We start from the raw sequence: 18,207 nt of genomic DNA on the forward strand, positions 1-18,207 counted from the left end.
GTATATCAGCGTTCAGGCCACCGACTTGCGTCCACATGCCAAAGGCGCGACCTTCACGCTGGTCACTCAGGCCGAGGACGGCATGGGGCTTCTTTGGGAAGAAGAAAGCACCATGCTCTGCACCGCCGTACACCTGGAAGATGCGCCTGTCATACATCCCGAGCCTGTACCGCTGCCCGTCAGCGAACTGGACAGCTGGAGGGCCTCCGCACAGACCGGGCGCGAGTACGCCAAGGTATCAGGTGACTACAACCCGATTCACCTTAGTGCGCCCACCGCCAGGCTGTTCGGTTTCCCGCGCGCCATCGCCCATGGAATGTGGCTCAAGGCCCGTGTGCTTGCGGCGCTGGGCGAGCATTTGCCGGCCTCGAATGTCGAGATCAGCGTGCAATTCCAGAAGCCGGTGCGCCTGCCTGCCGACGTGACACTGTCCGCCAGCGCTGCCGGTTCTCACGGTCAGTTCCGTGTCGAAGGTCGGGAGGGCATCGTGCATATGGTCGGCAGTTGGCAGCCAGCAGCCGAATAACGCTCTCCCATAAAGACCTGTGACGGGAGCGCTGCTCCCTTCAACGGCTGAACAAACCTCACTGCCCACTTGCCTGGTGCCCTGATTCCCCTGAAGCTATGCGTCTTCAGGAGAGCACGATGAACCTCGACGAGTTGACCCAACGCCTGCACCGCATTCGCGACCAGAATGACTGGAAGCCATTTCACAGCCCGAAAAATCTGGCCATGGCTGCCAGCGTGGAAATGGCCGAGCTGGTGGAGATATTCCAGTGGCTGCGCGAAGACCAGTCCCGCGAACTGCCTGCCGACCAGCTGAAGCACGCAGGTCAGGAAGTCGGCGATATCGTTCTGTATTTGTTACTGCTGTGCAGCGAGCTGGGGCTGGACATGGAAACCGTCGTGCGCGACAAGCTGGCAGACAGCGAGCGGAGATTTGCCAAGTGAGTGATCGTCATTTCGACCAGTTGGCGACTCGCTTTGCAGAAAAAATCTATGGGGGTGCCAAGGGTGCCATTCGCCTGGCAGTGCTGCAGGCCGACCTGACCGAAACCCTGCCCTTGCGACCGCTTCGCGTACTGGATATCGGTGCCGGGCTGGGGCACATGTCGCTGTGGCTGGCCGAACAAGGGCACCAGGTAACACTGGCCGAGCCCGCCGAGCCGATGCTCGAAGGTGCACGTCAGCGCTTTGCCGCTGCCGGACAGACGGCAACCTTCATTCAGGCCCCTTGGCAGGCGCTGCCTGAATTACTGAGCGACACTTATGATCTGGTGCTGTGCCACGCCGTGCTGGAGTGGCTGGCCGAACCGTACGCGATTCTTCCGGTGCTGCGCCGGTTGACCAAAGCTGACGGATGGTTGTCACTGGCGTTTTACAACCGTGATGCGCTGATCTATCGCAACTTGTTGAAGGGTCATTTCCGCAAGATGCGCAAAAATGACATGGCCGGGGAAAAACAGAGCCTGACGCCACAGCAACCACTCGACCCTCGGGCGCTGGCGACGCAACTTGAAGGCCTCTGGCAAGTCGAAACCCGTAGCGGCGTGCGAGTGTTCCACGATTACATGCCGGTCGAGTTCCAGGCTCGGGCCGGGCTGACCGATCTACTGGAAATGGAACTGGCGCATCGGCGCCATCCCGCTTTTGCCGGGCTGGGTCGATACCTGCACTGGATATGCCGTCCGGTCTGACATTCACTGCGGATACCACCATGAAATACCGTGCTGCCTGGTTTGCCATGCTTCTGGGGACAGGTCTGCTGGGGATTAGCGCCTGCCAGAGCGATAATCCGTATGTGGCCAGCTCGCTGCCCATGCCGCCCGCCCCACCGCAAGCGGCAAAGACACTGGACATGAGCGCCTACCCCGCGCCGCCGCGTGACTATGGCCGGTATCGGTCCTGGGGCTGGCTCAACGGCCAGTTGCCGCCCGGTACGGCGTGGGTGGACTCGGCACAGGTGGTCGAAGCGGTCAGCAATGGTCTTGATCAGCGTGGCTTGCGACCTGCTCGCGGCAATCAACCGGCAGACCTCTACGTCAGTGCCACGACCCGCCAGGAAACCCGGCTGCGTCAGGTACGTGAGGATTACGATCCGTACTACGGCGGCGGCATGGGATACGGCCGCTACGATGGTTACCGGCCCGGTTACGGCGGATACGCCAGCGTGCCGGTGGTGCGCACGTACCGGGAAAACGTGATGGTGGTGCAGATCAACCTGATCGACGCGCGCACCGGCCAACCGGTATGGAGCGCCAGCGCAGACGCACGCGCCAGCAATAATCTGGCAGACCGCAGCACCGCATTACGTCAGGCCGTGCAACAGGCCCTGACGGCCTACCCCCCTTCGTGACTTCGGAGAACTGCCATGTTCCGCCGTATTGTTCTGCTGTCCTGTTCCTTGCTGCTGGCTGCCTGTCAGAGCAATTCGATCAATCGCGACTTCGATGCCCAACGCGATTTCGGCGGCTATCGTAACTGGAGCTGGAAAGAACCCGCCGTTCAGTATCAGCCGGACAATGACCCTCGGCTCAAAAGCGATCTGACCGAGCAACGCATTCGCCAATCGATCAGCGAACAGCTCGACCAGCGCGGCCTGCGCATGGCCGCTGCCGGTGCCCGGCCGGATGTGAAGGTTCAAGCCTGGCTGATTGTCGAAAACCGCCAGCAGACCGTCAGCACCAACTATGGTGGCGGCTGGAACCCCTGGGGCGGTTATGGCTACTGGAACGGGCCGATGAGCACCGAAACCCGTAGCGTGGACTACAAGGTCGGTACCCTGCAGATCGATATGTTCGATGGCAAGGACGGCAAGCTGGTCTGGCGTGGCAGCACCGAGCGCATCCTCAACGACAACGCCGGCAACCCGACCGAACGAGAGCAGGCCATTCGAACAACTGTGGCGAAAATTCTGGAACAGTACCCACCGCGCTGACGGGATTTGACGCGACTGCCAGACATAGCTACTTGCCCCCGCGCCAACACTTCAGCGCCCAGCCGCCCCTGGTAGCAGCGCATACGGACGGGGGCGTCCGGAAATGCATTACGTCGACGCACATGGATATGGAAGCAAAAGCCCGGACTCAAGCCTGCAGATCGCCCTGCATTTCATCGAGCAATTCCTGAATCGCATCAAGTCGTTCTTCAGGGTCGTCGATTTCCAGCAGTTCGACTTTGTCCTTCTCGGTGAACGGCAGCAGATAGGCTAGCTGGTTGGACAGTGAATATTGTCCACCGGCAGCCACTCCCATGTTCAGGGACGCCACCATCGGATGTTCGGCCAGCGCCTCCAGCAGGGCGACGAGGTCGGCGTCCTCTTCCTGCAGCGGGCGCTCCAGCGGCTCTTCCAGCCACTCTACCTCGGCCACCAGCAGTTGATCGCGTTGCACTTCAGCGGCGACCACGCGGAAGCGACGCCCCCCGACAACGCGAATACCCAGCAAGCCGTTTTCCTGCTGCTGGAAATCCGTGACCAGTGCTTCGCAGCCGATCAGTGAGTAACCGCCCGGCACTGCGCCCACTTCACTACCTTCGGTGATGCACACCACGCCAAAGCCTTCCCCCTGCTTCATGCAGCGGCCGATCATGTCCAGGTAGCGGGCTTCAAACAACTGCAGATCAAGTACACACCCTGGAAACAGCACAGCGTTCAATGGAAACAGTGGCAACGTCATGGAAAAGCTTCCTTTAAATGGCCAGCGACATCGCCAACGGCAGGAACAGTGCCGTCGCAACGCCCATCAGACTCATTGCCAACGCAGCAAAAGCCCCCGATTCCTCCCCCTCCTGCAATGCCACGGATGTCCCTACCGCATGGGCGGTAAGTCCCAGCGCCATGCCGCGGGCAGCAGGATTATCAACGCCGGCCAGCGACAACAGGCCGGGGCCGAAAATGGCACCGAATACGCCAGTAATCAATACAAAAACCGCCGCCAGGGCTGCAACGCCACCGATCTGCTCGGCGACCAGCATGGCGATGGGCGAAGTCACGGACTTCGGCGCCATGGTCATCAGAATCATATGGTCGGCACCAAACAGCACCCCGAACCCCACGCACAACCCGGTAGCAAACACCCCGCCGACTACCAGCGTAGTCAAGACCGGCCACAACAACTGCCGGATTCGCCGCATATTCAGGTAAAGCGGGACAGCCAGCGCAACAGTCGCAGGCCCCAGCAGCGTGCTCAGAATTTCAGTGCTTTTGCGGTACTCGGTGTACTCAAGGTCACAGAACAGCACAACCCCGATCACCACCACCATCGAAACCAGCACCGGCTGCAGAAACAGCCAGCGCGTCCGCTCGTAAGCAGCCATCGCCAACTGATACGCCCCCAGAGTGATCGCGATGCCAAAAAGCGGATGGTGAATGACCGACATCCATGCACCGTGCCAGTCCATGTTCATGGTGCCTCCTGGCGGCGGGCCTGACGCCTGATGAGGGCCTGCATCAGCCAGCCGACGAAGGTCACGGAAATCATCAGCGACAGCGTCAAGGTGCCGAATATCGCCCAGAAGTCCTCGGCGATGGCCGACGCATAAACCATCACGCCAACGGCAGGCGGCACCAGCAACAGCGGCAGATAGCGCAGCAGGCTGCTGGCGGCCATGCTGATCGGCTCGCTCACTTCACCGCGCAGCATCAGATAAGCCATCAACAGCACAAGCCCGATGATCGGCCCCGGCAATATCGACAGAAACAGATGGTTGAGCGCAGTCCCCAGCAATTGGAACAGCACCAGCCATGTCAAACCCCGTAACAACATGAGGACTCCAGCCTGTAAACGAATCCGGCGAATTATCGGCGTCATTATAAACACGCCACGCCAGAGGTCATGACAGGGTATTCGCATTGAGGCCGTTGCTTGACCAACCGGCAACCCTCTGCTGATCTTGTGGTTCGTCCGCAGGCATTGGCCGACGCGGGCAACGGCAGTGCGATACACAACCCCATCAGACAAGGAGAGCGGCATGCCTTCCGTACCCGTCACAGAGCTCAAGCATTACATCGGCAAGGACGCAGGATGTTCGGACTGGCTGACCATCGATCAGGAGCGCATCAACCTGTTCGCCGAAGCCACAGGGGATTTCCAGTTCATTCATGTCGACCCGGTCAAAGCCGCACAGACCCCGTTCGGTGCGACTATTGCACATGGATTCCTGTCGTTGTCGCTGATTCCCAAGCTCATGGAGGGCATCATGGTATTGCCCGAAGGCTTGAAGATGGCGGTCAACTACGGAATGGACAGCGTGCGCTTTGTGCAACCGGTGCCGGTCAACTCTCGCGTACGTCTGAAGGTCCAACTGACTGAAGTGACCGAGAAAAAACCGGGCCAATGGTTGCTCAAGGCCAACGCCACGCTGGAGATCGAAGGTCAGGAAAAACCCGCTTTTGTCGCCGAACCCTTGACCTTGTGTTTCGTGTAATACGTTTAAAACATGAAACAGTCGTAACAGACTGTTTCATCCCGCTTACTCGCTGCGGCATACTCCCCTGCGGTCGTGACCCATAACATCTGCCCCAGCAGAGCCGGGCTCGCCACTGAATCATTCTTTCGGGATCTCACATGCGCGCGCTCGCTCCATTGGCTTTGACACTCTTGATCGCAGGCTGCGGCGATGGCGAATCGATTTTGCCACCCGACGGCCGCCTGCCCGACGGCGGACGCTATCGCGGCGATCTGGTCAACGGCGTATTACAGGGCCAGGGGCGGATCGACTACCCCAACGGCAGTTGGTACGCAGGCCAGTTCGAAAACGGCCTGCGCCAAGGCCAGGGTGAGTGGCACGCCAGCAATGGCGACGTCTATAAGGGTGGTTTCGAGCAAGGCCTGTTTAACGGCCAGGGCCGGCTGACTACCCGCAATGGCGCGAGTTATGTCGGCAACTTCAAACTCGGGCTGCGCGACGGCGAAGGCACCCAGAAAGACAAGGGCGTGCTTTATCGTGGTCAGTTCAAGGCAGGCCTGTACGACGGTCCCGGCCGACTGGAACTGGAAGACGGCAGCCAGCACCAAGGCATGTTCGCCAATGGCAAGGCCAACGGCGAAGGCTCACGCAGTGACGCCAGCGGCAATCAATACAGCGGTAACTTTGTCGACGGTCAATTGCAGGGCACCGGCAGCTTTACCAGTGCTGACGGCGACCAATATGTGGGCTATTTCCGCAACAGCCAGTTGAACGGCAAAGGTCGCTATGAAAACAGCGACGGCGACGTCTGGAGCGGTGAATTCAAGGACGGTGCCCTGACCGGCAAAGGCGAATTGATCGGTGCTGACGGCAGCCGTTACCAGGGCGACTTCGACAACTGGCGCTTCATGGGCCAGGGTCAGTTGCAACTGCCCGATGGCAGCCGCTATGTCGGTCAGTTTGCCGATGACACCTATGAGGGCGACGGTGTACTGATCTCCCCGGATGGCAAGGAGCAGCGTGGCATCTGGGCCAACGGTCAACGGGTGCGTGACGCAAAAGGCAAGTTGCTGCCGGATGCACTTGAAGCCGGGCTGCTGGTGCAAGGCACCCTTCTGGAAAAAGCGCTGGCCGCAGTGCCTGCGTCGACACCCGCCACCGAGCTGTACACGCTGGTCGTGGGCGGCGATGGCAAGCAAAGCGTGTTCATGCGCGAGGCAGACTACGTCAGCAACCTGCTGAAATCGCGCTTTGGTGCTGTCGGGCAGGTCAGTCTGGTCAATCATCGCGACCACATGGATGACCGGCCAATGGCGACGCGCGAGACCATTACCCGCGCGGTCCAGACACTCGCCCAACGTACCGGGCCTGAAGACCTGATATTCATTTACCTGACCAGCCACGGTACTCAGGACCATGAACTGGTGCTTGACCAGCCACGCCTGTCGCTGGCAGACCTGCCTGCTGACGCCCTGGCTGCAGCCCTTGCGCCGCTGAAGAACCGTGACAAGATCGTGGTGATTTCAGCCTGCTATTCCGGTGGTTTCATTCCCGGTCTGAAAGATGAGCGCACGCTGATCATGACCGCCTCGCGCGCCGACCGTGTGTCGTTCGGGTGCTCGGAAGAGGCCGATTTCACTTATTTCGGCGATGCACTATTCGCCAGGGCATTGGTCGAAACCGATGACCTGCAACATGCTTTCGATGAAGCAAAGGCCTATGTTGCTCAACGTGAGAGTGAAGACAGTTTCGACGCCTCCGAACCGCAGATATGGGCACCGAAAGGAGTTCTGGCGCGCTGGCAACAGTTGCGCAAAAGCCAGGCTGAACGCGCTTTGAATACGGCGTTGAACCGCACGGAAGCGAAGACCTCGACTAGCCGCTAGGCTTAGCAGTATCAAGGAGAACGATATGTACCTGACGCCGCAACACATCCTGCTCGCAGGCGCTACCGGCCTGACCGGCGAGCATTTGCTTGACCGCCTGCTCAACGAGCCGACAGTCAGCCGTGTGCTGGCCCCAACGCGCAAGCCGCTGGCAGAACATCCTCACCTTGAGAACCCGGTCGGCGAACTGAACACCCTGCTGCCGACGCTGGCGGGCCGTGTAGACATCGCGTTCTGCTGCCTGGGCACCACCATCAAGCAGGCAGGATCGCAAGAGGCCTTCAAGGCGGTTGATCTGGAGCTGGTGGTTGCGTTCGCCAAACGTGCCCGTGAGCTGGGCGCACGCCATCTGCTGGTGATCAGTGCGATTGGCGCAGACCCCAAGTCCAGTACCTTCTACAACCGCGTCAAAGGCGAGATGGAGCAGGCGTTGCGTGCGCAAGGCTGGCCGCAATTGACCGTCGCCCGCCCTTCGCTACTGGTGGGCAGCCGCCCCGAAACCCGCTGGGTCGAGCAACTGGCAGCCCCCATCGCCAAACTGATCCCCGGCAAATATGGCGCCATTGAGGCCTGCCAGCTGGCCCGCGCCATGTGGCGCCTGGCGCTGGAAGAGCAGAACGGCGAACGTATTGTCGAGTCGGATGAACTGCGCAAGCTGGGCAAATAGGTGATGACCGCCGGGCCAGACTATGATGATGGTCCCCACGCTCCGCGCTCGTCGCTATACACAAGCCCTGAAAAGTCCGGTGGACGGGGATTTCAAGCTTCTGCCCGCAGGGCGTGGGAGCGGGCTTGTGTATAACGATCACCATCGACTGGTAGCGCTGGTAGTCGCTCTGGTGTCCCTCTAAAGCCCGCCTGTCGCCCGAACGCCCACCCCGGCCGCCGTCAGCAATGAAAGTGGCAGCAGCAGGGTGTCGAGCAGCGCACTGCCCGGCAGGTCCAGGCCCGGGTAGCTCGGCGCTTCTGCACCGAACCGGTCAGCCGCACAGCAACCGCCCTGCAGCGCATACAGGTTCAGCCGGGTGCCGGCATACACCACTGGCGCACCGGGCTTGGCCGCATCCAGCGTGCGCGCAGTGGCACAGCCAGTCAGCGCCAGCACAAGCGAGATCGACAGCAGCTTATTCATCGCCGCCAACATGGTGCTCGCCCCAGCGCGGCAGCATGTCTTGAGGGATATTCAGCAGATTGAGAATGCGCGCAACGACAAAATCCACCAGGTCGTCTATGGTCTGCGGCTGATGATAAAAACCCGGTGAGGCAGGCAGGATAACCGCGCCCATGTTCGACAGCTTGAGCATGTTCTCCAGGTGAATGCTGGAAAAGGGTGCTTCGCGTGGCACCAGAATCAACTGGCGACGCTCTTTCAACGTAACGTCGGCGGCGCGCTCGATCAAATTGTTGCAGGCCCCGGTGGCAATCGCCGACAGCGAACCGGTAGAGCATGGCACCACCACCATTGCACTGGGCGACCCGGAGCCTGAGGCCACCGGCGACATCCAGTCGTCGCGACCATAGACCCGAATCTGCCCGGCAGACGCACCGGTGTACTCGGTCAGAAACGCCTGCATCATCATTGGCTTGGGCGGCAGACGTACATCGGTTTCGGTCGCCATCACCAACTGCGCCGCTTTGGAGATCAGGAAGTGCACTTCCCGGTCTTCACGCACCAGGCAATCCAGCAAACGCAGGCCGTATTGCGCGCCTGAAGCGCCGGTCATCGCCACCGTAACGCGCTCCGGGCCGCTCATCGCAGCGCCTCGGCCAGTTTGCCATGCAGACCGCCAAAGCCGCCGTTACTCATGATGACAATGTGCGTGCCGGGCTGCGCCTGGCTGTGAACCCTGGCGATGATTGCTTCAAGCGAATCACACACCACCGCAGGCACCTTGCCTCCAGCGACCGTAGCGCTCAAGTCCCACCCGAGACTGGGCGGGGCATACCAGACCACCTGATCCGCCTGATTCACGCTGTCCGGCAGGCCGTCGCGGTGCGCGCCGAGCTTCATGGAGTTGGAGCGCGGTTCGATAACAGCGATGATCGGTGCATCGCCGACCTTCTTGCGCAGGCCATCCAGTGTGGTGGCAATGGCCGTCGGGTGATGGGCGAAGTCATCATAAATAGTGATGCCGCGTACCTCGGCGACCTTTTCCATGCGCCGCTTGACGCTCTTGAAGGCGCTAAGTGCCTGCACACCCAGCGACGGCAAGACGCCCACATGGCGCGCAGCCGCCAGCGTCGCCAGCGCGTTGGCCACGTTGTGCTGACCGGTCATGTCCCAGTCGACGGTGCCCTGAAGCTGCCCCTCGAACAGCACCTCGAAACGCGAGCCGTCTTCGCTCGACAGTCGCGCCTGCCATTGACCGTTCTGCCCCGTGGTCTGTACCGGCGTCCAGCACCCCATCTCGATAACCCGCGACAACGCTGGCTCGGTAGTCGGATGAATCACCAGACCTTCACTGGGAATGGTACGCACCAGATGATGAAACTGGCGCTCGATGGCGGGCAGATCCGGGAAGATGTCAGCGTGATCGAATTCGAGGTTGTTGAGGATCGCAGTTCGCGGGCGGTAATGGACGAACTTGGAACGTTTGTCGAAGAAGGCGCTGTCGTATTCATCGGCCTCGACCACAAAGAACGGCGTATCCCCCAGGCGCGCCGACACGGCGAAGTTCTGCGGAATGCCGCCGATCAGAAAGCCGGGGCTCATCCCCGCATGCTCAAGTACCCAGGCCAGCATGCTGCTGGTGGTGGTCTTGCCATGCGTACCGGCCACGGCCAGTACCCAGCGACCTTGCAGCACATGGTCGGCCAGCCATTGCGGCCCGGACACATACGGCAAACCTTTATTCAGGACATATTCAACCGCCGGGTTGCCACGCGAGAGCGCATTGCCGACCACGACCAGATCAGGTGCCGGGTCCAGTTGCGCAGAGTCGTAACCCTGGGTCAGCTCGATGCCCTGGGCTTGCAGTTGGGTGCTCATCGGCGGATAGACATTGGCGTCGGAACCGGTGACCCGGTGCCCCAACTCTTTGGCGAGCACCGCCAGAGACCCCATGAACGTGCCGCAGATACCAAGGATATGAATATGCATGACCAACCTCTCAGAACATCTGCGCAGGTTAACGTAGGGAGGCTGAAATGGCACCCTGAGTTTGTCCGGCACATTGCGTGCGCGGGCCATTTCAATGCCCGGCAGATAAGCCTAAAGTCCTAACCACGGCCGATTGCAAATGGCCTATTCTTGAACGCTTATTGCCAGATACCCGAAAGCAGAATCGACACAGACTCCCTCACAACAAGAACCAGGAGACATATCATGCGTTACGCTCATCCCGGTACCGAAGGCGCTATCGTCAATTTCAAGGAACGCTACGGTAACTATATCGGCGGCGAGTTCGTCGCGCCGGTCAAAGGTCAGTATTTCACCAACACCTCGCCTGTCACTGGCAAGGCTATCGCCGAATTTCCCCGTTCCACTGCCGAAGACATCGACAAGGCCCTGGATGCCGCGCACGCAGCCGCCGCAGCCTGGGGCTCGACCTCGGTGCAGGCTCGCTCGCTGGTCCTGCTGAAGATTGCCGATCGTATCGAAGCCAATCTTGAAGTCCTGGCCATTACCGAAACCTGGGACAACGGCAAGGCGATTCGCGAAACCCTCAACGCCGACATTCCGCTGGCCGCCGATCACTTCCGCTACTTCGCTGGCGTGCTGCGCGCGCAGGAAGGCAGCGCCGCCGAGATCGACGGCAACACCGTGGCTTACCACATTCATGAGCCGCTGGGCGTGGTCGGGCAGATCATTCCGTGGAATTTCCCGATTCTGATGGCGGCCTGGAAACTCGCACCGGCACTGGCTGCCGGCAACTGCATCGTGCTCAAGCCCGCCGAACAGACGCCGCTGGGGATCAGCGTCCTGATCGAGCTGATCGGCGACCTGCTGCCCGCTGGCGTACTGAACATCGTACAGGGTTACGGCCGCGAAGCCGGCGAAGCGCTGGCCAGCAGCAAGCGCATTGCCAAAATCGCCTTCACCGGCTCGACGCCGGTCGGCTCGCATATCATGAAGCTGGCGGCGGACAATATCATCCCGTCCACCGTCGAGTTGGGCGGCAAGTCGCCGAATATCTTCTTCGAAGACATCATGAGCGCCGAACCGGAATTCATCGACAAAGCCGCCGAAGGTCTGGTGCTGGCATTCTTCAATCAGGGCGAAGTCTGCACCTGCCCATCCCGCGCGCTGGTTCAGGAGTCCATCTATCCTCAATTCATGGAAGCGGTGATGCGCAAGGTCGAAAAGATCAAGCGTGGTGACCCGCTGGACACCGACACCATGGTCGGCGCTCAGGCATCCGAGCAACAATTCGACAAGATTCTTTCGTACCTCGACATCGCCAAGGGCGAAGGTGCCGAACTGTTGACCGGTGGCAAGGTGGAGAAACTGGAGGGTAGCCTTTCCACCGGCTATTACATCCAGCCTACGCTGCTCAAAGGCAACAACAAGATGCGCGTGTTTCAAGAAGAAATCTTCGGCCCGGTGGTCAGCGTCACGACCTTCAAGGACGAGGCAGAAGCCGTCGCCATCGCCAACGACACCGAGTTCGGCCTGGGCGCAGGTCTGTGGACCCGCGACATCAACCGCGCCTACCGCGTGGGCCGGGCGATCAAGGCCGGACGCGTCTGGACCAACTGCTACCACCTGTACCCGGCGCATGCTGCATTCGGTGGTTACAAAAAATCCGGCGTCGGCCGCGAAACCCACAAAATCGCCCTGGAGCATTACCAACAGACCAAAAACCTGCTGGTGAGCTACGACACCAACCCGCTGGGGTTTTTCTAGGCAACGGTACCGCAATGATCGTCCCCACGTTATGCGTGGGGACGCATTTCTCGACCCCCTGCGTCCGATCCTGAATGCGCAGTGCGGCGTAGATTTGTGACGCAGAGCGTCACGAACTGCATGCCAACGCGGAGCATTGGCACGATAGCCGTCTCAAGGTCTTTATCGTTCCCATACTCCGCGTGGGAATGCCTTTCTGGACGCTCCGCGTCCGATACTGAATACGCGGTACAACGCAGATTTGTGACGCAGAGCGTCACGAACTGCATGCCAACGCGGAGCATTGGCACGATAGCCGTCTCAAGATCTCTATCGTTCCCATGCTCCGCGTGGGAACGCCTTTCTGGACGCTCCGCGTCCGATCCTGAATGTGCAGCGCGGCGTAGATTTGTGACGCAGAGCGTTACGAACTGCATGCCAATGCGGAGCATTGGCACGATAGCCGTCTCAAGATCTTTATCTTTCCCAGGCTCCGCGTGGGAATGCCTTTCTGGACGCTCCGCGTCCGATACTGAATACGCGGTGCAACGCAGATTTGTGACGCAGAGCGTCACGAACTGCGTACCAACGCGGAGCATTGGCACGATAGCCGTCTCAAGATATTTATCGTTCCCATGCTCCGCGTGGGAATGCCTTTCTGGACGCTCTGCGTCCGATCTCAAATGTGCGGCGCAGCGAAGATTTGGCACGGTAGTCATCTCAAAAGCATCGCGCACCAACTCCGTGCATCGTGCCTTGGTTCACTGCCCTGACGTAATGCATCCCTCCCCCAGAACCTTCTGCCTGTCCTGCAAACTCGCACTCCCGGTCGGGATGGAGTATTAATTGCTTGCATCGCTTCCCACAGTCGTTTGAACCGGGACGTCACCGGTTCGACCGAAAGACTACGTCCGACGCAAGCAGCGCGACGTCATGGAGAATCTGTATGGCGAGCTTTTCCCAATCTGTCGGTGCGCAGACGTACCGCTTCGACAGCCTCAAAGAAGTCATGGCCAAGGCCAGCCCCGCGCGTTCCGGTGATTATCTGGCCGAGGTTGCGGCGCAAAACGATGGTGAGCGTGCCGCGGCGCAGATGGCGCTGGCGAATATCCCGCTCAAGCATTTCCTTGAAGAAGCGCTGATCCCTTATGAACAGGATGAAGTCACCCGGCTGATCATCGATACCCACGACAAACCGGCATTCGCCCCGGTCAGTCATCTGACGGTCGGCGGCTTTCGGGATTGGCTGCTCAGCGAGCAGGCCGATGAATCCAGCTTGCGCGCACTGGCCCCGGGGCTGACGCCGGAAATGGCCGCCGCCGTCTCAAAAATCATGCGCGTGCAGGATCTGGTGCTGGTCGCGCAGAAGATCCGTGTCGTGACGCGCTTTCGCAACACCATGGGCCTGCGCGGTCGGCTATCGACACGCCTGCAACCCAACCACCCCACCGACGACCCGTCAGGCATTGCAGCCAGCGTGCTTGACGGTCTGCTGTACGGCAATGGCGATGCAATGATCGGCATCAACCCGGCGACCGACAGCACCTCGTCCATCGTCGCCTTGCTGGAAATGCTCGACGCGATTGTCCAGCGCTATGAAATCCCGACCCAATCCTGCGTGCTGACCCACGTCACCACGTCCATCGAGGTGATAAACCGTGGCGTACCGGTGGACCTGGTGTTCCAGTCGATTACCGGCACGGAAGCCGCCAATGCAAGCTTCGGTATCAGCCTCAAACTGCTCCAGGAAGGCTACGAAGCGGGCCTGAGCCTGAATCGCGGCACCCTCGGGCAAAACCTGATGTATTTCGAGACCGGACAAGGCAGCGCGCTGTCGGCCAACGCGCATCACGGCGTCGACCAGCAGACCTGCGAAACCCGTGCGTACGCCGTCGCCCGACATTTCAATCCGTTTCTGGTCAACACCGTGGTCGGTTTCATCGGTCCCGAGTACCTGTACAACGGCAAGCAGATCATCCGCGCCGGTCTGGAGGACCACTTCTGCGGCAAGCTGCTGGGCGTGCCGATGGGCTGTGACATCTGCTACACCAACCACGCTGAAGCCGATCAGGACGACATGGACACCCTGCTGACGCTGCTGGGGGTCGCGGGGATCAATTTCATCATGGGCATCCCTGGCTCGGACGACATCATGCTCAATTACCAGACCACCTCGTTCCACGACGCGCTGTACGCCCGACAAAGCCTGGGCTTGCGCCCTGCGCCGGAATACGAGGCCTGGCTGGAGAAAATGGGCATCTTCACCCAGGCCGACGGCCGCGTCCGCTTCGGTGACAGCCTGCCGCCCGCCTTCCGTCAGGCACTGGCGCACCTCGCATGAGTGATCAGCCCATGAACGAAATCCACGACAACGTTGCGCCAGCCAATCCGTGGCTGGAACTACGCCGACTGACCCCGGCGCGCATTGCGCTGGGTCGAACCGGCACCAGCCTGCCGACCTCCGCGCAGCTCGACTTCCAGGCAGCACACGCCCAGGCGCGCGATGCCGTGCATCTGGCCTTCGACCATGCCGCGATCCGTGCGCAACTGAACGAAAAGGGCCGTGAAACCTTGTTGCTGCACAGTGCTGCCGCCGACCGGGACAGCTATCTGCAACGTCCGGACCTGGGCCGTCGCCTGAATGAAGAGTCCGTGCAGACGTTGCGCGAGTACGCGACGGCCCATCCGGGCGGTCTCGATCTGGCGGTCGTGATCGCCGACGGCCTTTCAGCCCTGGCGGTGCATCGACATGCCGTGCCTTTCCTGATTCGTCTGGAAGAGCAGGCCAGCGCCGAAGGCTGGTCCCTGTCGCCGGTAGTCATGGTCGAGCAAGGCCGCGTCGCCGTGGCTGACGAAGTCGGCGAACTGCTCGGCGCGAAGATGGTGGTCATCCTGATCGGCGAGCGCCCCGGTTTGAGCTCACCGGACAGTCTGGGGCTGTACTTCACCTACGCGCCCAAAGTCGGTCTGAACGATGCGCATCGCAACTGTATTTCCAATGTGCGTCTGGAAGGCTTGAGCTACGGCATGGCGGCCCATCGCTTGCTGTACCTGATGCGCGAGGCCTGCAGACGGCAGATTTCAGGGGTCAGCCTGAAGGATGAAGCCGAACTGCAGACCCTGGAATCAGAGGACTCTGCTGATCAATCGGGCAGGCAGAGCGGCAATTTCCTGCTCGACGGCCCGGCTGCTCCACATTAGATTGTGCTTTCTAAAGCCGCCGGGCAGGATCACGTCACCGTCCCGGCGCACTGCATCAGCCCATAGGGAAGTTGAGGCCAACCATGCGGATCATCAAAGCAACTCTCGAACACCTGGACCTGCTCTGCCCGTTGTTCATCAAGTACCGCGAATTCTACGGCGAGTCGCCGTTCCCGGACTCATCGCGAGACTTTCTCGAAAAGCGCCTGCGGCGCGACGAGTCCGTGATTTATCTGGCGCTGGCCAAAGATGACGAGAACCGGTTGCTGGGATTTTGCCAGCTTTATCCCAGCTACTCATCGCTGTCGCTCAAGCGGGTATGGATTCTCAACGACATCTATGTTGCCGAGGACGCTCGCCGCCAACTGGTCGCCGATCACTTGATGAAACAGGCGAAAAAGATGGCCAAGGAAACGCATGCGGTCCGACTGCGCGTTTCTACCAGCAGCAATAACGAAGTTGCGCAAAAGGTCTATGAATCCATCGGATTCAAGGAAGACACGCAGTTCAAAAACTACGTGCTGCCCATCAGCCAGAACTGACCCCCGCTCGCCAGAACGCGGCAGCGAAGCCGCGTCTGCGCACAAAACAGTGCTCCCGTCGTCGCACACTCAACGCCTGGTGCTTATTCCGAAGCCCCTTCTGCGCATTCTGCTTCTATAATGCCGCGCATACCGCACAGTCGTTTCTTCCGCATGCGACCCCGGACAGGGTTCTCGCCTCAGGTGCCTTAATGGAATTCAACCCGCTTGACCTTATTCTGCATCTCGACGTCTACCTTGACCTGCTGGTGACTAACTACGGCACATGGGTTTACGCGATTCTGTTTCTGGTGATTTTCTGCGAGACCGGGTTGGTGATCATGCCCTTCCTGCCGGGCGACTCGCTGTTGTTCATCGCCGGAGCCGTGGCTGCCGGGGGCGGCATGGACCCGGTACTGCTCGCCGGGCTGCTGATGCTGGCGGCGATTCTGGGCGACAGCACCAACTATGTGATCGGCCGCACTGCAGGCGAAAAGCTGTTCAGCAACCCCAAATCGCGCATCTTCCGCCGCGACTATCTCCTGCGAACCCAGGATTTCTATGAGCGCCACGGTGGCAAGACCGTCACCCTGGCGCGCTTTCTGCCGATCATCCGCACGTTTGCGCCCTTCGTGGCCGGCGTCGGCAGAATGTCCTATCCGCGCTTCGCAGGCTTTAGCGTACTGGGCTCGGTGCTGTGGGTCGGCAGTCTGGTGACTCTGGGCTTCTTCTTCGGCAACGTGCCGTTCATCAAGCAGAACCTGACCTTGCTGGTGCTGGCAATCATCCTGCTGTCGCTGGTGCCAATGATTATCGGGGTGGTGCGCAGCCGCAGCGCGCCCCCGGTAGACGCACGCTGAACCATGTGGTCATTCAGCAACTGGCGCAGGCAGCGTACGCTGGCCAGGCATCCGGTTGCCGATGAACTATGGCGGAAAGTGCGTGAACGTCTGCCGATCCTTGATGGCCTGAGCAGCGGGCAGCACGCGCACCTGCGCGACGCCTGCGTGCTGTTCCTCAATGACAAACACCTCAGTGCACTGCCGGGCGTTGACCTGGATGACGAGCAGCGGCTGTTCCTCGCCGCCCAGGCGCAACTGCCACTGTTGGCCCTCGGCGAACTGAACTGGTATCAGGGCTTTCACGAGATCGTGCTGTACCCCGACGACTTTGTCAGCCCGCAACGCCATCGCGATGCGAGCGGCGTGGAGCATGAATGGGAAGGCGAGCACAGTGGCGAAGCGTGGCTGCAAGGCCCGGTAATTCTGGCCTGGCCGGGTGTGCTGAGCAGCGGCGAGTGGGACGGCTACAATCTGGTGATCCACGAACTGGCGCACAAGCTCGACATGCTCAACGGCGATGCCAATGGGCTACCACCCCTGCACAGCGACATGCAGGTGACTGAATGGGCCAGCGTCATGCAACGCGCGTTTGACGACCTCAACCGGCAACTGGACCAGAACCCAGAGGCGCAAACCGCTATCGACCCGTATGCCGCAGAAGACCCCGCCGAATTTTTCGCAGTGACCAGTGAATACTTCTTCAGCGCGCCCGATCTGCTGCACAGCAGTTACCCGGCAGTCTACGCACAACTGAAGGCGTTCTACCGTCAGGACACCCTGGCGCGACTGAACCTGCTGCGCCAGCAAGACACGGCTTACCGGGACAACTGACAGCGCCCAAGGCCATGCGTGGCAACCAAAACAGAATATGCCTATAATCCGGACCACTTTTTGGCGGTTCGCGCCAAAATCTGTCTGGTCAACTATGGGGGCAATGCCCAATGAGCTACAGCAAGATTCCGGCAGGCAAAGACCTTCCGAACGACATCTACGTCGCGATCGAAATCCCGGCCAACCATGCGCCGATCAAGTACGAAATCGACAAAGAAACCGATTGCCTGTTCGTTGACCGTTTCATGGCCACCCCGATGTTCTACCCGGCCAACTACGGTTTCATCCCTAACACGCTGGCTGACGACGGCGACCCGCTGGACGTGCTGGTGGTGACCCCTTACCCGGTGTCCCCGGGTTCGGTCATTCGTGCCCGTCCGGTCGGCATCCTGCACATGACTGACGACGGCGGCGGCGATGCCAAGGTTATCGCAGTACCACACGACAAGCTGTCCCAGCTGTATGTCGACGTGAAAGAGTACACCGACCTGCCAGCCCTGCTGCTTGAGCAGATCAAGCACTTCTTCGAGAACTACAAGGATCTCGAAAAAGGCAAATGGGTGAAAATCGAAGGCTGGGGCAATGCTGAAGCTGCCCGCGCCGAGATCACCAAATCGGTTGCAGCGTTCAAAGGCTGATCATCGATCCGCCGTTTCAGGGCACGCCACGCTTGTGCCCTGAAACGGCGGATC

General features: G+C 60.3%; 21 protein-coding genes. 15 read left to right on the forward strand and 6 right to left on the reverse strand.

Going from position 1 to position 18,207, the window contains the following annotated elements; all coding sequences use genetic code 11:
- The 5 genes from ALO80_RS12410 to ALO80_RS12430 form a co-directional block, all read left to right on the forward strand.
- Positions 1-526, forward strand: a 526-nt coding sequence (locus tag ALO80_RS12410; RefSeq protein WP_268873625.1) for a MaoC family dehydratase, incomplete at its 5' end; no start/stop codon positions are given.
- 119 nt (positions 527-645) lie between these two features.
- A complete protein-coding gene (locus tag ALO80_RS12415; protein WP_054986878.1) occupies positions 646-951 on the forward strand; it encodes a MazG-like family protein in 306 nt (101 codons plus the stop codon).
- Positions 948-1,697: a methyltransferase domain-containing protein gene (locus ALO80_RS12420; protein ID WP_055009231.1), complete on the forward strand. Its 750-nt coding sequence runs from the start codon at positions 948-950 to the stop codon at positions 1,695-1,697. The genes ALO80_RS12415 and ALO80_RS12420 overlap by 4 nt, the downstream gene beginning before the upstream one ends.
- 20 nt (positions 1,698-1,717) lie before the next feature.
- Positions 1,718-2,356 (forward strand): DUF4136 domain-containing protein, encoded by a 639-nt coding sequence (locus ALO80_RS12425; RefSeq protein WP_054986887.1) that lies wholly within the window; start codon positions 1,718-1,720, stop codon positions 2,354-2,356.
- A 15-nt stretch (positions 2,357-2,371) separates the two neighbouring features.
- The gene (locus ALO80_RS12430) at positions 2,372-2,938 is read left to right on the forward strand and encodes a DUF4136 domain-containing protein (protein ID WP_055009232.1); all 567 of its coding nucleotides are present in this window, start codon (positions 2,372-2,374) and stop codon (positions 2,936-2,938) included.
- 148 nt (positions 2,939-3,086) lie between these two features.
- Here ALO80_RS12430 and ALO80_RS12435 read toward each other — a convergent pair whose 3' ends face one another.
- From ALO80_RS12435 to ALO80_RS12445, 3 genes are read right to left on the reverse strand one after another with little or no spacing between them, the layout of a single operon-like run.
- A complete protein-coding gene (locus tag ALO80_RS12435; RefSeq protein WP_054986875.1) occupies positions 3,087-3,677 on the reverse strand; it encodes an LON peptidase substrate-binding domain-containing protein in 591 nt (196 codons plus the stop codon).
- A gap of 13 nt (positions 3,678-3,690) precedes the next feature.
- Positions 3,691-4,401, reverse strand: coding sequence for an LrgB family protein (locus ALO80_RS12440; RefSeq protein ID WP_162491480.1), 711 nt, complete (start codon positions 4,399-4,401; stop codon positions 3,691-3,693).
- A gap of 2 nt (positions 4,402-4,403) precedes the next feature.
- Positions 4,404-4,766: a CidA/LrgA family protein gene (locus tag ALO80_RS12445; protein WP_054986873.1), complete on the reverse strand. Its 363-nt coding sequence runs from the start codon at positions 4,764-4,766 to the stop codon at positions 4,404-4,406.
- 205 nt (positions 4,767-4,971) lie between these two features.
- On the opposite strand from ALO80_RS12445, the gene ALO80_RS12450 reads away from it, so the two are divergent.
- From ALO80_RS12450 to ALO80_RS12460, 3 genes are all read left to right on the forward strand, one after another.
- Positions 4,972-5,427, forward strand: a complete 456-nt coding sequence (locus ALO80_RS12450; protein ID WP_054986872.1) for a MaoC family dehydratase — start codon at positions 4,972-4,974, stop codon at positions 5,425-5,427.
- A 140-nt stretch (positions 5,428-5,567) separates the two neighbouring features.
- Entirely contained in the window at positions 5,568-7,295 is a 1,728-nt protein-coding gene (locus ALO80_RS12455) for a C13 family peptidase (RefSeq protein WP_055009233.1), read from the forward strand.
- A gap of 25 nt (positions 7,296-7,320) precedes the next feature.
- Positions 7,321-7,962, forward strand: coding sequence for an oxidoreductase (locus ALO80_RS12460; protein ID WP_054986870.1), 642 nt, complete (start codon positions 7,321-7,323; stop codon positions 7,960-7,962).
- Between the two features lie 180 nt (positions 7,963-8,142).
- Here the strand turns inward: ALO80_RS12460 and ALO80_RS12465 are convergent, their stop codons facing one another.
- The 3 genes from ALO80_RS12465 to mpl are packed head-to-tail and all read right to left on the reverse strand — an operon-like array spanning position 8,143 to position 10,395.
- Positions 8,143-8,427, reverse strand: a complete 285-nt coding sequence (locus ALO80_RS12465; RefSeq protein ID WP_055009237.1) for a YceK/YidQ family lipoprotein — start codon at positions 8,425-8,427, stop codon at positions 8,143-8,145.
- A complete protein-coding gene (ubiX, locus tag ALO80_RS12470) occupies positions 8,420-9,049 on the reverse strand; it encodes a flavin prenyltransferase UbiX (protein WP_054986869.1) in 630 nt (209 codons plus the stop codon). Before ubiX ends, ALO80_RS12465 begins: the two co-directional genes overlap by 8 nt.
- Positions 9,046-10,395 (reverse strand): UDP-N-acetylmuramate:L-alanyl-gamma-D-glutamyl-meso-diaminopimelate ligase, encoded by a 1,350-nt coding sequence (gene mpl, locus ALO80_RS12475; RefSeq protein ID WP_054986868.1) that lies wholly within the window; start codon positions 10,393-10,395, stop codon positions 9,046-9,048. Before mpl ends, ubiX begins: the two co-directional genes overlap by 4 nt.
- 225 nt (positions 10,396-10,620) lie before the next feature.
- On the opposite strand from mpl, the gene exaC reads away from it, so the two are divergent.
- The 7 genes from exaC to ppa all read left to right on the forward strand — a co-directional run bounded on the left by exaC (position 10,621) and on the right by ppa (position 18,153).
- The gene (exaC, locus tag ALO80_RS12480; protein ID WP_054986867.1) at positions 10,621-12,141 is read left to right on the forward strand and encodes an acetaldehyde dehydrogenase ExaC; all 1,521 of its coding nucleotides are present in this window, start codon (positions 10,621-10,623) and stop codon (positions 12,139-12,141) included.
- A 925-nt stretch (positions 12,142-13,066) separates the two neighbouring features.
- Positions 13,067-14,461, forward strand: a complete 1,395-nt coding sequence (locus tag ALO80_RS12490) for an ethanolamine ammonia-lyase subunit EutB (RefSeq protein WP_055009234.1) — start codon at positions 13,067-13,069, stop codon at positions 14,459-14,461.
- An 11-nt stretch (positions 14,462-14,472) separates the two neighbouring features.
- Entirely contained in the window at positions 14,473-15,321 is an 849-nt protein-coding gene (eutC, locus tag ALO80_RS12495; protein ID WP_162491675.1) for an ethanolamine ammonia-lyase subunit EutC, read from the forward strand.
- Positions 15,322-15,404: 83 nt separating this feature from the next.
- Positions 15,405-15,863, forward strand: a complete 459-nt coding sequence (locus ALO80_RS12500) for a GNAT family N-acetyltransferase (protein ID WP_054984744.1) — start codon at positions 15,405-15,407, stop codon at positions 15,861-15,863.
- A gap of 191 nt (positions 15,864-16,054) precedes the next feature.
- Positions 16,055-16,702 (forward strand): DedA family protein, encoded by a 648-nt coding sequence (locus ALO80_RS12505; protein ID WP_055006998.1) that lies wholly within the window; start codon positions 16,055-16,057, stop codon positions 16,700-16,702.
- A gap of 3 nt (positions 16,703-16,705) precedes the next feature.
- On the forward strand, positions 16,706-17,515 hold the full coding sequence (locus ALO80_RS12510) for a M90 family metallopeptidase (RefSeq protein ID WP_055009236.1): 810 nt from the start codon (positions 16,706-16,708) through the stop codon (positions 17,513-17,515).
- Between the two features lie 110 nt (positions 17,516-17,625).
- Entirely contained in the window at positions 17,626-18,153 is a 528-nt protein-coding gene (gene ppa, locus ALO80_RS12515; protein WP_054984741.1) for an inorganic diphosphatase, read from the forward strand.
- Positions 18,154-18,207 lie beyond the last annotated feature (54 nt).

Source organism: Pseudomonas caricapapayae (genome assembly GCF_001400735.1).
Classification (GTDB): Bacteria; Pseudomonadota; Gammaproteobacteria; order Pseudomonadales; family Pseudomonadaceae; genus Aquipseudomonas; species Aquipseudomonas caricapapayae.

Coding starts and splice junctions, on each gene's coding strand:
- ALO80_RS12415 (WP_054986878.1), top strand. CDS start 646: ATGAACCTCGACGAGTTGACCCAACGCCTGCACCGCATTCGCGACCAG.
- ALO80_RS12425 (WP_054986887.1), top strand. CDS start 1,718: ATGAAATACCGTGCTGCCTGGTTTGCCATGCTTCTGGGGACAGGTCTG.
- ALO80_RS12430 (WP_055009232.1), top strand. CDS start 2,372: ATGTTCCGCCGTATTGTTCTGCTGTCCTGTTCCTTGCTGCTGGCTGCC.
- ALO80_RS12435 (WP_054986875.1), bottom strand. CDS start 3,677: ATGACGTTGCCACTGTTTCCATTGAACGCTGTGCTGTTTCCAGGGTGT.
- ALO80_RS12440 (WP_162491480.1), bottom strand. CDS start 4,401: ATGGACTGGCACGGTGCATGGATGTCGGTCATTCACCATCCGCTTTTT.
- ALO80_RS12445 (WP_054986873.1), bottom strand. CDS start 4,766: ATGTTGTTACGGGGTTTGACATGGCTGGTGCTGTTCCAATTGCTGGGG.
- ALO80_RS12450 (WP_054986872.1), top strand. CDS start 4,972: ATGCCTTCCGTACCCGTCACAGAGCTCAAGCATTACATCGGCAAGGAC.
- ALO80_RS12455 (WP_055009233.1), top strand. CDS start 5,568: ATGCGCGCGCTCGCTCCATTGGCTTTGACACTCTTGATCGCAGGCTGC.
- ALO80_RS12460 (WP_054986870.1), top strand. CDS start 7,321: ATGTACCTGACGCCGCAACACATCCTGCTCGCAGGCGCTACCGGCCTG.
- ALO80_RS12465 (WP_055009237.1), bottom strand. CDS start 8,427: ATGAATAAGCTGCTGTCGATCTCGCTTGTGCTGGCGCTGACTGGCTGT.
- ubiX (WP_054986869.1), bottom strand. CDS start 9,049: ATGAGCGGCCCGGAGCGCGTTACGGTGGCGATGACCGGCGCTTCAGGC.
- mpl (WP_054986868.1), bottom strand. CDS start 10,395: ATGCATATTCATATCCTTGGTATCTGCGGCACGTTCATGGGGTCTCTG.
- exaC (WP_054986867.1), top strand. CDS start 10,621: ATGCGTTACGCTCATCCCGGTACCGAAGGCGCTATCGTCAATTTCAAG.
- ALO80_RS12490 (WP_055009234.1), top strand. CDS start 13,067: ATGGCGAGCTTTTCCCAATCTGTCGGTGCGCAGACGTACCGCTTCGAC.
- eutC (WP_162491675.1), top strand. CDS start 14,473: ATGAACGAAATCCACGACAACGTTGCGCCAGCCAATCCGTGGCTGGAA.
- ALO80_RS12500 (WP_054984744.1), top strand. CDS start 15,405: ATGCGGATCATCAAAGCAACTCTCGAACACCTGGACCTGCTCTGCCCG.
- ALO80_RS12505 (WP_055006998.1), top strand. CDS start 16,055: ATGGAATTCAACCCGCTTGACCTTATTCTGCATCTCGACGTCTACCTT.
- ALO80_RS12510 (WP_055009236.1), top strand. CDS start 16,706: ATGTGGTCATTCAGCAACTGGCGCAGGCAGCGTACGCTGGCCAGGCAT.
- ppa (WP_054984741.1), top strand. CDS start 17,626: ATGAGCTACAGCAAGATTCCGGCAGGCAAAGACCTTCCGAACGACATC.